This is a genomic window from Streptomyces sp. NPDC025721, from assembly GCF_055558595.1.
Genome location: NZ_JBVHMF010000001.1, coordinates 290913 through 305978 on the forward strand (window position 1 = coordinate 290913; position 15066 = coordinate 305978).

At 65.9% G+C, this 15066-nt stretch carries 10 protein-coding genes and 2 pseudogenes; 11 read left to right on the plus strand and 1 reads right to left on the minus strand.

What is annotated here, in order from left to right:
• Positions 1 to 242 precede the first annotated feature (242 nt).
• The 9 genes and pseudogenes from ACZ4EF_RS01300 to ACZ4EF_RS01340 all read left to right on the plus strand — a co-directional run bounded on the left by ACZ4EF_RS01300 (position 243) and on the right by ACZ4EF_RS01340 (position 13284).
• Positions 243 to 1739 carry a hypothetical protein gene (locus ACZ4EF_RS01300; RefSeq protein WP_467502134.1) on the plus strand — a complete coding sequence of 499 codons (1497 nt, stop codon included), beginning with the start codon at positions 243 to 245 and terminating at the stop codon, positions 1737 to 1739.
• 5 nt (positions 1740 to 1744) lie between these two features.
• Complete coding sequence (locus ACZ4EF_RS01305; RefSeq protein WP_467502136.1) at positions 1745 to 2569, plus strand: hypothetical protein; 825 nt, start codon at positions 1745 to 1747, stop codon at positions 2567 to 2569.
• Positions 2570 to 2582: 13 nt separating this feature from the next.
• A complete protein-coding gene (locus ACZ4EF_RS01310) occupies positions 2583 to 7049 on the plus strand; it encodes a coiled-coil domain-containing protein (protein ID WP_467502137.1) in 4467 nt (1488 codons plus the stop codon).
• Positions 7050 to 7116: 67 nt separating this feature from the next.
• On the plus strand, positions 7117 to 8145 hold the full coding sequence (locus tag ACZ4EF_RS01315; protein ID WP_467502139.1) for a Wadjet anti-phage system protein JetD domain-containing protein: 1029 nt from the start codon (positions 7117 to 7119) through the stop codon (positions 8143 to 8145).
• Positions 8146 to 8492: 347 nt separating this feature from the next.
• Positions 8493 to 9047, plus strand: coding sequence for a hypothetical protein (locus ACZ4EF_RS01320; protein WP_467502141.1), 555 nt, complete (start codon positions 8493 to 8495; stop codon positions 9045 to 9047).
• Between the two features lie 474 nt (positions 9048 to 9521).
• Positions 9522 to 10326, plus strand: a pseudogene (locus ACZ4EF_RS01325) (transposase).
• A 930-nt stretch (positions 10327 to 11256) separates the two neighbouring features.
• Positions 11257 to 12099, plus strand: a pseudogene (locus ACZ4EF_RS01330) (IS256 family transposase); the annotation flags it as partial.
• A gap of 277 nt (positions 12100 to 12376) precedes the next feature.
• On the plus strand, positions 12377 to 13078 hold the full coding sequence (locus ACZ4EF_RS01335; RefSeq protein WP_467502143.1) for a hypothetical protein: 702 nt from the start codon (positions 12377 to 12379) through the stop codon (positions 13076 to 13078).
• An 11-nt stretch (positions 13079 to 13089) separates the two neighbouring features.
• The gene (locus ACZ4EF_RS01340) at positions 13090 to 13284 is read left to right on the plus strand and encodes a hypothetical protein (RefSeq protein ID WP_391159494.1); all 195 of its coding nucleotides are present in this window, start codon (positions 13090 to 13092) and stop codon (positions 13282 to 13284) included.
• Positions 13285 to 13442: 158 nt separating this feature from the next.
• Here ACZ4EF_RS01340 and ACZ4EF_RS01345 read toward each other — a convergent pair whose 3' ends face one another.
• Positions 13443 to 13856, minus strand: a complete 414-nt coding sequence (locus ACZ4EF_RS01345; RefSeq protein ID WP_402710576.1) for a hypothetical protein — start codon at positions 13854 to 13856, stop codon at positions 13443 to 13445.
• 166 nt (positions 13857 to 14022) lie between these two features.
• Between ACZ4EF_RS01345 and ACZ4EF_RS01350 the strand changes: the two genes are divergently transcribed.
• Together ACZ4EF_RS01350 and ACZ4EF_RS01355 are read left to right on the plus strand one after the other, a co-directional pair.
• Entirely contained in the window at positions 14023 to 14325 is a 303-nt protein-coding gene (locus ACZ4EF_RS01350) for a hypothetical protein (RefSeq protein WP_467502145.1), read from the plus strand.
• Positions 14322 to 14960: an HNH endonuclease family protein gene (locus ACZ4EF_RS01355; protein ID WP_467502146.1), complete on the plus strand. Its 639-nt coding sequence runs from the start codon at positions 14322 to 14324 to the stop codon at positions 14958 to 14960. The genes ACZ4EF_RS01350 and ACZ4EF_RS01355 overlap by 4 nt, the downstream gene beginning before the upstream one ends.
• Positions 14961 to 15066 lie beyond the last annotated feature (106 nt).

Sequence of the window (15066 nt, forward strand, 5' to 3'; positions counted from 1 at the left end):
ACTTGTCGTTCGACCTCGACCAGACCGTGACTTCCGGATAGGTCGCCTTTCAGCCAATATGCCGAGGTGTCGTTTGGGTGGTGGTGGGTAGATGGTCACGCTCGTGTTGAGAGAATCCACAGCAAATCTGCCCATGGGAGGAAAAGTTACCGCTTGGTAGTGTGTGGGGGCCGCCTCCACGATTCTCGCCATACCGTGTGGATCAGGTGGCATCCGCAGCTTCTAGCCGGTCTAGTGACGCCATGAAAGATCACGGGAGCGCTCCGAGAGCGTGGGTCGACGAAGGACTCACGCGCAGGCTCAAGGCCCTGGCCTGCACGGCACCCTTGCATGACCTCGACATCCGCAAGGCGAAACTGCCATGGCTGGAGGGCGCTCGGTACCAGATGGCCGAGGTGGCTCTGCAGGTCATCGATCACGTGGCCATCGCGATGGACTACGAGACAGGAGCGAATCACGAACAGGTCCTGCTAAGGGCTGCAGGTTTCGTCGGCTGGCAGGCGCCGGATCGCCCGGTCGATGAGCACACGCGGGTCGCCGGATGGGTGCTCGACTCCCTGATCAACGTTCGCGACACGGACAGAGGCTTCCGCCGCTACTACGGAGAAGTGGACGGGTCGGGCGCGTATGCGCTGAGGAAGTGGGACTTCAAGCTGATCGAGGAGCGTTCGGACAGCAATGGGGATCTGTATCTGCGTGCTTCCAACGAGGCGCTGAATGTTCTGGTCGGCGCGTTGGACACCGATGTGGAATCAGCTCAGATCGCCGCCGAGGTGAGGTTGCGCAATCTCATCGGCAGAGGGCGGCTGGCCGACGCGAAGGCCGTGGCCGAGCAGGCCCGCATCCGCACCATTCAGTACGCGGAGATCATCCGTGCCCAACTCGACGCCACAAGCCGCAACGTGACGACGGTCGACTGGACGGACGAGATACCGGACCTCCTCAACGAGGCTCTGGACCACGTCGACCACCGGCTCCAGGAAGAGTCCGCGATCGCCCGGTCCATTTCTACCGAACGTGACCAGTCAGAGGATCCGGTCCGCAGGAGACAGGCCGCCGACCTCGTAGACATTTTGGAGGACTGCGTGCGCCGGCACACCCGGCTGCAGACCCGTTTGCGTGGCGCTCGCACGCTCTTTCTCGACGAACAGGACCGCCAACAGTTCTCTGGCACCGCCCTCAGAGCTCCGGTGGACGTATACGGCGACCTCCTTCAACCGGTGCTCGGGCTCGCGCTGGCCGACGCTTCCCGTCCGGTGCGGTCCTTTTACGAGCATTCCGTGGGGCCGACGGTTGATGACCAGATCTGTCTGGCCACGCTGGTTCCTGCGTTGCTGGCTCCGTCACCCGAACGAGCCCGGTTCACGGGCGAGGAGGAGGAGCCAGAACTCGTCCCCGTCGTGGAAGTGCGTGGGTACACCGACGAGCAGCAGCGCGTTGCCGAGTCCCTGCTCGATCTGACCGACGAAGCACGACCGTTGTCCGAACTGCTGGAGGAGGCCGCCACGCTTGATCCAGAACTTCCTAATCTACTTGTGTTGTTGGCGTTGCGGGCCTTCAGCCCGCAACTGGGTGCGGCGTTGAGCGAGGGCGCTGACCGCGTCCTGCTAGCCGTATCGGCAGGAACCCCCTTGGACAGTCAAGGTTTCGAGGGCGACGACCTGTTACTGACGTCTGCGGGGTTCGATCGAGCGGCTCTGGACGCCGACCGTCTGGAGAGGAACAGCGGACGATCATGACCATCATGACCATCGAGACCATCGAGACCATCGCTGACGACGCGGAGGCCGCGGGCAGGCTCATCGGCTACGGCTTCAGACCCAAGGTCCGACCCGTGCGCGATAGTGCCTACGCGGCACTCGTGAAGCGCTACGCCGAGGATCCGGACTTCGAGACGCTCGTCACTCGGTACGCGGCGGGGATGGGACTGAGGGTCATCGCGGTCACCACACGTGCCGGCATGGTGCACACTGCGTTGCCGGGATCGGCCTTCGAGACTCGGATGGATCAGTACGCCCGGCAGGTGCGGATGAGGGAGAGCCGTGAGGCCGAACGCATTCTGTACGGCATCACGCACCTAGCTGTCGCGGCCCTGGCCTTCCCCCGGCCCGAGGACTTGGCCGATGACGGCTATCAGGGCAAGGTCCGGGTGTCGTCCATCGACAGGCTCGTGCGATCGGTATGCCGGGTGCTGGCGGAACGCGTCGCCGAAAGCGAGGAGTCGCAGGATCCACCGGCGAATGCTCTGGAATTGGAGAGGGCCTGGCGGGCGTACGAGCGTCGGCCCGAAGTCGCCCCCACCAAGGCCGGACGATCAGGGACATCAGCCACCCGCACTCTCATTGGCCGAGCTCTTGCGCACCTTGTCGACCGTGGAATGTTCCACCAGGGCAGAGCCGACTCCGAGGACAGGGAGACGATCTTCCTCGCCACCCACCGCTACCAGGTCCATGTGCGTGAACTCGCCAGTACGTGCGCCTACGGGGAACTGGCAGAACTTGGGGTGCTGCCTCCCATCACTGAGACCAGGACGCTCCGCACCACCAGTGCCAAGACGCTGTATGACTAGGAGAACCGTATCCATGTACGAGCTGTCCCGTGTCCGGTTGAGAACAGTCGGACCGGCCGGTGCCCGCTTCCACGACGTCACTCTGGACCTCAGTGGCGCGGGACGCCCAGTGGGCGCTGAGCAAGGAGCCCTTTTCGACGCCGCCGCCACGACCCACCGGCCGTCGCCCGCCAGCCTCATTCTGCTGGAGAACGGGGGTGGCAAGTCCGTTCTGCTCAAGCTCGTCTTCTCCGTCGTCCTTCCCGGACGTCGCCACACCGTGGGCACGACCAGTACGCGCGTCGTGGAGAAGTTCGTCATGCCCAAGGACGTCTCCCACATCGTTCTGGAGTGGATGAACCCGCTCACCGGGGAACTGCTGCTCACCGGTAAGGTGCTGGCCTGGCGTAACCAGGTCGCCTCGGAAGTCTCCGATAACCTGCGCGAACGCTGGTACTGCCTGCGTCCGAGTGACGAGATCAACCTCGGCACCCTCCCTATGGCGGTCGGTACGAAGTCGTGCACGCTGGATACGTACCAGGGTGAGCTCCAGGAAGCGTACGCGGCCGACCAGAGCCTGGACCTCTACTGGACACGGCATCAGGGCGACTGGACGAATCGGCTGCAGTTGCTCGAGCTGGACCCTGAACTTTTCCGCTATCAGCGGGAGATGAACGTCGACGAAGGTGAAGCGGCGAACTGGCTCAAGCTTGATTCGGACGTGAAGTTCGTCGATTTCCTGCTGCGGGCGATCGTCAAGTCCGATGAGATGGACGCTCTGGCGGCGCTGGTCACCGAACATGTGGAGCGGCTCGCCGGCCGCGGGTTGCTACTCACTGAGCGGGAGTTTGTTGCCGGCGCGCTCGATCTCCTGGGTCCGATCGCTCAACAGGCTGAAACTGCGCGGCTGTCGCGGCGTCGAGCGGAGCAGGCCGCTCGTGACGTCGCGGAGCTTGGCGGACGGCTTCGGGTACGTGCGCGAAACGAGCATGACGTAGTGCTTGGGCGGCGGGCAAAGCTAGTCAAGTCGCAAGAGGAATTTGATGAGCTGACTCGCGTCGCCGAACATGCCAAGGCTACCGTCGCTGAACTGAGGCGTCATTTGGCCGACTTGAAGTACCAGGGGGCTCAGCGGGAGCTGACGGCGAGGGAGAAGGCACTGTCCCGGGCGCGAGCCCTTGTTGAAGCGTGGCGAGAAACTTCGACCGTGCATGAGTACGACGACAGTATCGCCCAGGTCAAGGCGTTGACCGATCTCATCGGCGCCGAGGAGGAGAAGGCGCGTCCCGCGCTGGAAGAGCGTGACGTTGCTGCCCGCCGCCTGGCGCGCAGCCTGTGGGCGACGGCTGACGAGGCTGCCCAGACCGCCTCCCACGAGCTGAAGCAGGTCTCGGCTCGGGAGAAGGAGAAGAGCGCGGCACAAGAGCGTGCCCGTGCGGCGCACCGGGACGCCACGAAGGCCGAAAGCGAGGTCGCCAGATTCGACCAGCTGATCACACGTCTGCGCCAGGATATCGAGGCCGCCGTCGCCGACGGTCTGCTGCATGACGCAGCCGCGCTGCCCCGGACCGTGGAGACCGTTCAGGAAGAACGCGAAAACACAGTCCAGCGCGTCACAGACCTGGAACGAGAATGGGCGGAACTCGCAGACCGAGAAGCCCTCGTGCAGGATGAGTTGCGGAAAGCCGAGTCGGCGGCGGGCGACCTGCGTGGGCGTGGTGAACAGTTATTCGCCCGACTGGACGAGGCCCGGACACAAACAGCGCGCTTGGAGACGAACCCCCGGCTCGTGGCGCTCTTCGATATGCCGGATATCGACCTCGAACGCGACATCGCCTCGCTCCACGAGGCATTGAACGCCGCATGCCATGAGGCCGAGCGAGAACGGACCGAGCTGAAGGTCGCCGAGTCCATCGACGAGCAGGCACGCCTCGCCTTGGCTGCGGGCGATCTCCTGCCGCCTGCCCAAGTGGTCTCCGACGCCTGCAAGGCTCTTGAAGACGCCAAAGTGGTCGCGGTCCCGGGATGGCGCTACCTCGCAGCCATCCCCGATACCGACCGGCGACGAGACATCGTCGAGCGACTACCGCATCTGGCCGCAGGTATCCTCCTCCACGATCCTGACGATATCGACCGGGCCCGGGACGTGCTCACGGCACTGCGTCCCCAACCGACTGTCTTCGTGTCGGTTGCGACAACCAGGAGCTTCACCGACCCTGAGGCCGAACTGACAGACGGCGTCGAGGTAGTTATCCCACCTCACCCCGCCCTTTACGACGTGGACGCGGCGGCCGCCGAGCACGAGGCGATCGATGCCCGGCACTCCGTACGCTCTGCCCGTGCCGATGAGCTGTCGGCCCGCATCGAGCAGGACGGCCACCTGACCTACGCTCTCACGGACTGGCGGACGCGCTACCCCGAAGGCAGCATCCTCGCGCTGACGGAAGGACACGCCGGCGTGGTACGCGAGCTCACAGCCGCCGATGTGAGGGTGACCGAACGCGAGGAAGCGCTTGAGAGGCTCCAGGAGCTGCGGCGGAAAATCAAGGAGGAGTTGCCCCCTCTGCGTGAGGCTCGGGACTCGCTCGCCAAAAGGCTCGAACGTCTCAATGAACTCGCCGATCGTAACGGCCACCTGCCGGAATGGATGGAGCAGGCTTCGTCAGAGAAGGAGAGGATGCGGGAGCGCCAGGAAGCCGCCGTGAAGGCAGAGGATGAGGTCACCGAGCTACAGAAGCTCGTCACGGAGCATCAACGCAGAGCCGACGAACACCAACGTACGGTGCGCTTTGTCAACGACGAAAGGGCCAAACTGCCCGGGAGCGAGGACGTGCGCCGGTCCGACCCCGTTCCCGAGCTCTCCACAGCCTTGCTACGGAGCACCTACGACCAGGCCGCGGCACGCTATCTCCGTGTTCAGGTCGGGAGCGACCTGTTGGAAGAGCGTGAGCGAGCCAACGAACGTGCCGCCAAAGCGAAGCAGGGCTACTACAAGCTCTCCGAGGGACTGCGCGGCAGGGCGGCCGCACTACTGAGGAGCCCCGAGGGCTCTGACGAAGCGGCACGGTCGACGGCTCTGGATCGCGCGGACCAGGCGGTGCGGGAAGCCGAGACCTTTGCGCGCAAGGCAGAAGTGGCCGCGTCCCGCTGTGCGGACGAACTGACAGCCGCCGAGGGCCGGGTGACGACCGCGGTGAAGCTTCCCGAATACCCGGCCGATATCGAGTCCGGTGTCGCGGCCGTCGAGGAAGCCGACCGACAGCAGACGTCGAGCGCTCGTAAGGCGACGGACCAACAGGAAGTGCACACCAGGCTCGGACAGCAACTGGAGGGCGCCGAGGCATCGGCCAAAGTCTTCCAGTTCATCGTCGACGGATTCACCAAGGATGTGGCCGAAGGGGACGACGAGGCCGCCGACATCGCGCCCTACGGAGGGGACGCGGGCGCTGCCCAGGATCTTGTCACCCGGCTGACCAAGGAACGCAGGACACGTGAAACGAATGCCCACACCGACGAGCAGACCTTACGCACGGCAACGGAGAGGCTCACACACCATGCCGGCGCCGAGGAGTTCAAAGACCTGCACGTTCGCGTGCAGACACAGATTCGTATCGCGGGTTGGGAAACGGTAGCGACCCGGGCCACGGAGTGGTCCGACGCTCTCAGGCCGCGCCTGCGCGCTCTGAACGAGGAGATCGACCAGACGGAGCGGCATCGCACACTGATCGTGCGGAACCTCAAGGCACAGGTCGACAAGGCATTGGCACTGTTGCGCCAGGCACAGCGGATGTCGCGGCTGCCGGCGAGCCTGGACGACTGGGCCGCTCAGGAATTCCTCCGCTTTCGCTTCACCCCGGCTCAGGACGACTCCGCGCACCTGCACATCGGCGAGGTCATTGATGAGGCAGCGAAGGGCCGCACTGCGGACGGACGTTCTGTGCGCAGAGACGGGATGTCGTTACTGCTCGCGGGGGTGAGGGCAGCGGTGCCCAGAGGGTTCCGGATCGACATGCTCAAGCCCGACGCCGTGCTGCGCAACGAGCGCATCAGGGTCTCCGAGATCAAGGATGTCTTCTCGGGCGGGCAACACCTCACGGCGGCCATCCTCTTGTACTGCACCATGGCCGCTCTGCGTGCGAGCAACCGGGGAAGGGAGAGGGATACGCATTCCGGTGTCCTGTTCCTCGACAATCCGATCGGCCGGGCCAACGCGGACTATCTGCTCGCCCTGCAACGCAAGGTCGCCGAGGCACTGGGCGTGCAACTCATCTACACCACAGGGCTGTCCGACGACGGCACGCTGAGACGCTTCCCCCTCATCCTGAGGTTGCGCAACGACGCCGATCTCCGGGCGGGGCGCAAGTATCTGACCGTGACCGACCGGATCCAGGAGACACTTGACGCGTTGCCAGAGTCGGACGGCACGGGCAACGTCACCACCACCAGAATCTTCAAGCGAGAGACGGAGGATGGGCACACCCGTGCGGCACAGGCAGAGTGAGTTCATCCGGCACCTGAGAGCCGGTGCCACCGAGGCGGGCTGGAAAGGCGCGCGCAGGACGAGCGTCGTGCTGGACGACATCTGGATCGCATTCCGAAAGGTGAACAACCGCAATCCGGACGGGGAATTCGAACCTCTGCTCATGTCGAGGCTGTTGGACGAGCTCGAAGAGCAGGGCCTGATCGAGCAGATGAAGCAACGCACCCGAGACAAAGTGTCACTGCCGCTTAAGATCTGGCTCTGCGCAACCGTACCCCCGCGACCCCCTGCGCCGCCCATGCCGCACTGGCACCCCGATCTCTACCGGCTCGCCCGGGAGTGGCCGACGGCTACCTCGAAGCAGCGCTGTGCGTACGTGGCCGTCAACCATTGGCTGATGAGCGATCCGGACCTTTTCCCTGTGCCGCTCCGGGAGCGGGCTCTGGAGATCTTCGGAACGTATGGGAGCGAAGCGGATTTCCCCATGCCCGAGAAGACCTTCGACACCCTGCGCTCGGGGCCGATTTTTGGCGACTCTGACCGGCTGCACACGACGCTGCGGACGTTCACGACGCACCCGCCGCTGCTCACAGAGACGTTCCTGACCGAAATCGGGGACGGCTATTACCAACGCGTCGGCGATGGAGACATCCTGCTCGTGGTTGAGAACTCGGCCACCTGGTGGTCTCTCGTGCACAGCCTCCCCGACAGGCACCGGCTGGGGTACGTGGCCTGGGGGCTCGGTGGCACATTCCGTGCATCGGTTAACACGCTCGCGGCCAAGCACGGTATCGGGGAGATCCGCTACTTCGGCGACCTCGATCTCAGCGGGATCCGCATCCCGTACGCGGCATCCAGGACGGCCAGCGAGCGGGGTCTTCCAACGGTCCAGCCCACTGAGCGACTTTACGGGGCGCTACTGGCGCTCGGACGCGCACGAGGTGCGAAAGAGAAGGCCATCGATGCGGGGGAGGCGCGTGCTCTGGCCGCGTGGATGCCTGCGGCGCACCAGGTGCAGGCGGCCGACCTCTTGGTCGCCGGTCAGCGTCTGGCTCAGGAGTGGGTCGGCTATCGGTACCTGACGCGTAACACGGCTTGGCACGCCGACCTCGTTTGATCAGGTCCGTCCTGCGGCTTCGGATTGCACGCGCAGTGCACCTGCGAGCCGACATGCAGCGCGAGGGGGAGCTGCAAGCGTCGATCCGCCTACTTGTGGAAGGTGGAGGATCCGCACCTGCGTTCCCAGCTCCAGGCGACCGTAGTGTTGAAGCTCGCGGCCACCAAGGTCCCGACCCTTCCGATGTGGACGCTGCCAGGGTCGAGAGATGGTGCTGCATCTGGCCAATCGCGTGAGGCGCGGAACGGTGTGCGGCCGGCCTGACGTCCCACGTCGGCTTTTACCCGTTCGAGGACCGTTCGAGCGAAGTAGGTCCGCACCAGCTTTCTGTATGTTAGATCTCTTCCATGACCCAGAATCGCAAGCGTGTACCCGCTGCTGTTCGGCACGCGCTGAAAGAAGAGGCCGCCAATGGGTGCGCGATCCCCGGGTGCGTGTACGGCCACCCTCAGAGGTGCCACATCATCGATCACCAGTACGTCAATGAGCACAAATTCGGCGGAATGATCAACATGTGCGGCGCTCATCACGACGAGCACACGTACAAGGACCTGAAGAACCTAGACCTCTACATCGTGAAAGCGAAGCGGGCCTACGAGACGGATCGGTACACCGCGACGGAGCTGATCTACCTGGAGGTCTTCTCGCGCCTCAAGGGCTCCTACTTTCTTCACCCCGTCGCAAGTCTGTGTTGCCTCGCGCGCCTCGTCCATGACGGGTACATCGAAGAAGTGTCGCGAAGGGTGGGCGAAGACGGCGTGCCGCAGGCCATGTTCCGCCTCACTCGGTACGGCCGGGGACTCACGGCGGCATGGGTGGCGTCTGGCTCTCCTCGAATCCGTCTGAATCCGACGGAGGGCCGTTGGCGCCCGCCCCGGGTCAGGATGGTCGAGGTCCAATGACGCACGAAGTGGCCCGCACGCGGTGGGCCCTTCAACTGATTCCGAGCGCGCCGGATCCACCCTCCCCATGATGGATCAACGGGTGGCGTTCGTGCAGCTAACCCCGGTAGGTACCGATTCATCAGCCGCCGCCCGTCCAATAGCTTGCTTCGCGATGCTTCGGTGACGGCCGTCCCGAGGCATCTGTCGCCGCCAAAGCCTCGCGTTCACAGGAAGCGGGGCTGTCCGACGGCTGGTCAGGTAGGCGAAAAGGGCCTCTGGCCAGCAAGAATGAGCATTGTCGAGATCCTCGTTCCCGCCATAGTGCTGACTATCGCCGCGGGAGATGCGGCGAACCAGAGAGGGGCCGCCGCCGATTGGGGGGCTGGTGCAGTCGGCCATCGTGGGCGCGCGTTGCAAATCCACCCGAGTTGATGACGGCGCCGCGCTAGACGTCTTCCCATAACTGCTGGTCACGGGTGAGATGATCTTGGAGTGTCTGGTGTGATCACGGCGTCGGAGCCGTCCTATACAGCCCCGTTCGTCGGACTGAGTCTGCGGCAGTTCGGCAAGCTCATCACCGCGCTCCGGCGCGAGGGCGCGGACACGGTCCGCAAGGGCCAGCCGTGGAATCTCCCGCTGGAGGACTGGGCCCTGCTGGTCGGCGCTTACTGGCGCACCAATCTCACCCTGCGCCAACTGGCACCACTGATCGGGGTATCCAAGTCGGCTGCGGACTGCATCGTCGACCACCTCGAGCCAGCGCTGGCGCTGCAGCAGCGTAGGCGGTTCCGCAAGGACACCGTCCTGATTGTCGACGGCACCCTGGTCCCCACCCGCGACCACAGCATCGCCGCGCAGTCGAAGAACTACCGGTACTTCACCAGCCACCAGGTCGTAAACGACGCCGACACTCGGCTCATCGTCGCAGTCGGCCGGCCCCCTGTCCGGCAACCGCAACGACTGCACGGCATGGGAGGAATCCGGCGCCAAAGCCGCCGTCGGCCGCACCACCGTCATCGCCGAAGGCGGCTACCAGGGAACCGGCCTGATCATCACGCACCGCAGAAAACCCGGCCAGAGCAAACTCCCCGCCTGGAAAGAGGAGCACAACATCTCCCACCGCAAGGTCGGAGCCCGCGTCGAGCACACCTTCGCCCGGATGGAGAGTTGGAAGATCCTTCGCGACAGCCGCCTCAAAGGTGACGGGGTGCACCACGCCATGCTCGGCATCGCCCACCTCCACAACCCCACCCTCGCCGGGCGACCGGGTAACAGCTGGTCGACCGGCATGCCATAGATCATTTACGGGACAAGCTTTTGGGGAGTCGGCCACTTGGCAGCCGTTGCGAGCCATCCTGGGCTAACGACGACACGACCCGCTGCCAGCCGGAGTCCGGTACTGAACTTGTGGCGAACCTCTCTGGGGCCGATGACGAGCTGAAGGGCTTGCAACGTGAACCCTGCGATCGCCAGGTACTCGCCGATGCTGTCGTCATTAGCCCCGGACTATTTGCAACGCCGACCCTCTCGCCGTGTTGGCAACCAAGGCCGTTGTCGTCAGTAGCCTAAGAGGGCTTGCGAACAACTCCGCACAGGAGGAACACCGCCGCAATTTTGGTCGCGTCATCACGCGGGGAGGGCCAGCAACCCGACGAAGGCGAAAGGTATCCCGGTTGCGTGAGCGATGCGTGCGCGGACGGTGCGGCACAGACCGAACCTGGACGGATCGGCTGTGACGTCGTACCCCGTTGACCAGGCGAAATCGAACCGTCGAGGACTACTGGCGACCATCCGTCACGATCTTGCAGGCCCTCGTAATGCGTAGGTCTCGGGTTCGAATCCCGAAGGCGGCTCCACGGTAAACCCCAGGTCGGGCCTCTGACCTGGGGTTTCTTGTTCTGGTTGACCTTGGAATTCGGGTGAAACGGACACGTGCGGTCCGTGCATCGTAATGCGTAGGTCTGCGGTTGGCTCTCAGTGGTCGCTTCTTCGGTTCAGTGCTCTGGCCTGTGACTTTATCGCCATCCGCCTTCTACTCTGCTCTCCGAAGGCCGGACCTGGTGGCCATCCGGTGGCCGCGCGTGCAGGCAGCGTGCAGTAGGACCGTCGGTGCTCGGTTCGTTCAGGGCTGAAGGGTTGTCGAGTTGCGACAAGGGCGCAGCGCACTGATTGCCGAGGCGGCGAACCGGTCGAGGCTGCTCGTACTCGCAGCAGGACTCACCCTTGGTTGAACTCCCGTGCGGGCGGGTTGGCGTTGACCGGTGAGGGCGGGCTGCTGCAGCAGCTGACCAAGCGGGTACTGGAGTCCGCCCTCGAAGGCGAGATCACCGACCACCTGGGCTACGAAAAGCACGACCCGGCGGGCGCCGGCAGCGGCAACAGCCGCAACGGTGTCCGCTCCAAAACGGTGCTGACCGACGTCTGCCCGGGCGACATGCCCGTTCCGCGGGACCGGGAGGGCAGCTTCGAGCCGCAGATCGGCAAGAAGCGCCAGCGGCGTCTGACAGGTGTGGACGAGATGGTGCTCTCCCTGTCCGCGCGGGGCCTGACGCACGGCGACATCTCCGCCCATCTGGCCGAGGTCTACGGCGCCAGCGTGTCCAAGCAGACCATCTCGACGATCACCGACAAGGTCATGGACGGCATGGCCGAGTGACAGAACCAGCCTCTCGACCCGGTCTATCCGGTGGTCTTCATCGACGCCGTCCACGTGAAGGTCCGCGACGGGCAGGTTGCCAACCGGCCGGTCTACGTCGCGTTGGCCGTGACGGTGGACGGCACCCGCGGCATCCTCGGGCTGTGGGCCGGCGACGGCGGCGAGGGTGCCAAGTACTGGCTCCAAGTGCTGACCGAGATCCGCGACCGGGGCGTCGAGGAGGTGTGCATGGCCGTCTGCGACGGGCTGAAGGGCCTGCCCGACGCGATCGGGTCGCTCTGGCCCCAGGCGGTGACGCAGACCTGCATCGTTCACCTGCTGCGGGCGTCGTTCCGCTATGCGGGCCGCCAGGACTGGGACAAGATCTCCCGCTCCCTCAAGCCCGTCTACAGCGCACCGACCGCGAAGGCCGCAGAAGACCGCTTCCCCGCCGGATCCGTTTCCGCCCGGCCGAACGGTCCGGCCGACGCCACACACCTGTCGGGGGCGTGCTGACGGCGACAGCCGCTGCCCCAAACTACCGCCTGCCACCCGCCCCTCCACCAGCCGAACCACCCGATCGTGGTGGGGCCCAATCACCTTGCTACAGGAGCGCGAACCACCCCACCGCACGCCCCCGCCCCGGAGCTGCTGGAGCCAGAACAACCTCTCCGTCTGGTCCCCGAACAACTGCTTATAAGCAGAGTGTGCGATGGGCTCACCCGCCGTAGGCGAGATACTGGTAGTCGCCGGGCCGGCTGTGGAAAACCGTTTGACCTCGAGTGCGGCCGCGATGGGCGGCGCTGGTCTCGCGCTCCGCGCGGATGGAGAGCATCTCGCGCCGAAGGTCGAAGGCGAAAAGCGCAGCAAGGGCGGGGGGCCGGTCCGGCCGTCGTACACCAGACCGCAGTTGACCATGTCCGCCGCGATCTACGGCGTGCGGGAGCCGGTGCACTGGCTGCTGGAGCAGGTGGACAGCGCGTTCATGCAGCGGCAGATCGCCCGGGAGGTCGGGCGGCAGCTGCGCACCGGCACCGACCCCGAGCGGCTGGCGGCACGGCTGCGCGCCAGGTTCGCCGCAGCCGTCCCGGCCGACATCCGGGAGCCGGGCCGGTGGCTGCTCGGAGTGGCACTGCCGCGGTGGGGCTGTGGCCTCGAGGACTGCGAGGCCGGCGTGCTGTGGTCGACCGGCGCGCGCTGCGAGGTGTGCGCCTCGATCGTCGCCGACCGCCGCCGGCCCGCCGCATCGAGCAGGGCCTGTGCCCGGACCACGGCGCCGCCGCAGATCGGTCCGGGGCCTGTCCGGGCTGCGAGGACGACCGTGTCCCGCGCCATGCCGTGCAGATTGTCCCGGGCGGGTTGGACACCCGGCCGCGCGGCGCCTGATGCAACCGCGGTGCGCGGATCTTCCTGACCGGTGCCGCAGTGTTCGACGGGCTGTGCAAGCCATGCCGCCAGGAGCAGGAGGGCCGGGTGATCGACCCGGCGCCGGGCATGAATCGGGTGACGTGCACAGGGCTGGACGGCGTGCCGTGCGACCGGCCCGCGCTGCCGACCCAGCCGGTATGCCGGGTGCACCGCGCGCAGCAAGTCGCCCTCGCCGAACGGGCCAGCCTGTGACCGCGATGCCGGGCCCGCCGTGGGCGGCGTGACGCAGCCGGTTGCGCGGCGCAGCCAGGGTTCAGGACTGCTGGTCGTCGGACTCGCTACCGGGGCGCCGGTCCAGCGCGCGGATCAGGATCTCGGCTCGGATCAGGCGAACGTTGCCTGATGCGGCACTAGCAGTGGGGCAGACCACCAGGCGACATCCAGAACCTCTGGTCACCATCCACGTACGGCCCGTAGGTCCAGCCCGGGCCCCCGGAGGAGGTATATACATCGAGGTAGGTGCCGTTCACCATGATCCCCGAGGTGCGGTACCAGACGTCGCCGGTGGTGCCGACGGTGCCGCCGGACACCCAGCAGTCCACGTAAGCTTGCTGCCCCGGCGCGAGGATGAGGCCGTCGATCTTCTTGGAGTCCGCCCGGGGGGAGCTGTAGACCCCCGCGTGGTACTGGGTGATCAGCGTGGCCATCTGCGGGTTGGAGTCGTGAACGTTCGGATTCGGATCCGCAGACGCCTGCGAGGACGCGCCGAGGATCGATGCCCCAGCCAACACAAGCGCGCCGAGAGCCTTGATCACACGAGCCATTGAGTGTTTCTCCCAGTCCTCATAGTTGTCAGTATCCGGCGATGGGTGATGCATCCCGCTCGGATGCCGTGCGGGGCCGTGGGCCGGCCACCAGGCGGCCCAGCCGACTGTCACCCTGCTAATCGAGGCTAGGAGCTTCCGTCCTGGATCCGTCCTAGATCCGTCCTTGCGCACTCGTCTGGCGGGGCTGGTGCTGGCGGGCTGCCAGCCGAGGTCCGATAGCGCGAACGGGAAGGTGCCCGCGCGGAGCGCGGGTGTCGCCCGCTGCATCAGCAGCGGGTCGGCGCTGGGGGCGCTGGCGAAGCTCGCGGTGAAGCCGGACGGGCCGATCTCCGGCTACGACCGGATCGCCGACTTCGGCGCGGCGTGGACCGACGGCCAAGGCGCGTCCGACGGCCAAGGCGCGCCCGGCGGCCACAACGGCTGCGAGACGAAGGACGACATCCTGCGGCGTATCTCACCGAGGTGAAGCTCGAGGGCAGGTGCGAGGTCGAGTCCGGTGTCCTGAAGGACCCCTGCACCGGCCGGACGATCCGCTTCACCCGGGGCCGGAAGACGAGTCCGGCGGTGCGGATCGACCATATGGTGGCGCTCGGCAACGCCTGGCAGACCGGCGCGAAGGCGCTGTCGAAGCCGGTGCGCGAGCAGTTGGCCAACGATCCGCTGAACCTGACCGCCGCGGACGGCCCGGCGAACGACGACAAGGGCGACGACGACGCCAGCGGTTGGCTGCCGCAGGCAGCGGCCGGATTCCGGTGCGAGTACGTGGCACGGCAGGTCGCGGTGGAGACGAAGTACAAGCTGTGGATCACCTCGGCGGAGAAGACCGCGATGAGCAGGATTCTGGGCGGCTGCCGCGGCCAGGTGCTGCCCACCGAGTCCAGCCACGAGGTCGCGCTGAAGTCCTCACCTGCAAGCCCCGGGGCTTCGGTCGACCGGGTCGAGCGTTACGACCCGCCGAAGTCACCGGCCGTCGTCGTGAAGCGCGGGCGCGGCGGTCCGGCGCGGCGCCGGTGCCACGTCCGGTTGACGGATCAGGAGCAGGCCTCGCTGCGGCGCCGGGGCGGGCTGGCGCCGACCCCCACGGAAAATTCAGTCTGGTGACCGGGGTGCTCATAGATTCTGCCGCGGCCCCCTCGCCCAGGACGAACCCTCGTGTGCCCTTTGGGAAGGGACGGCAGACTTCCTGCGCGGGCCGGTCGTAGATCCC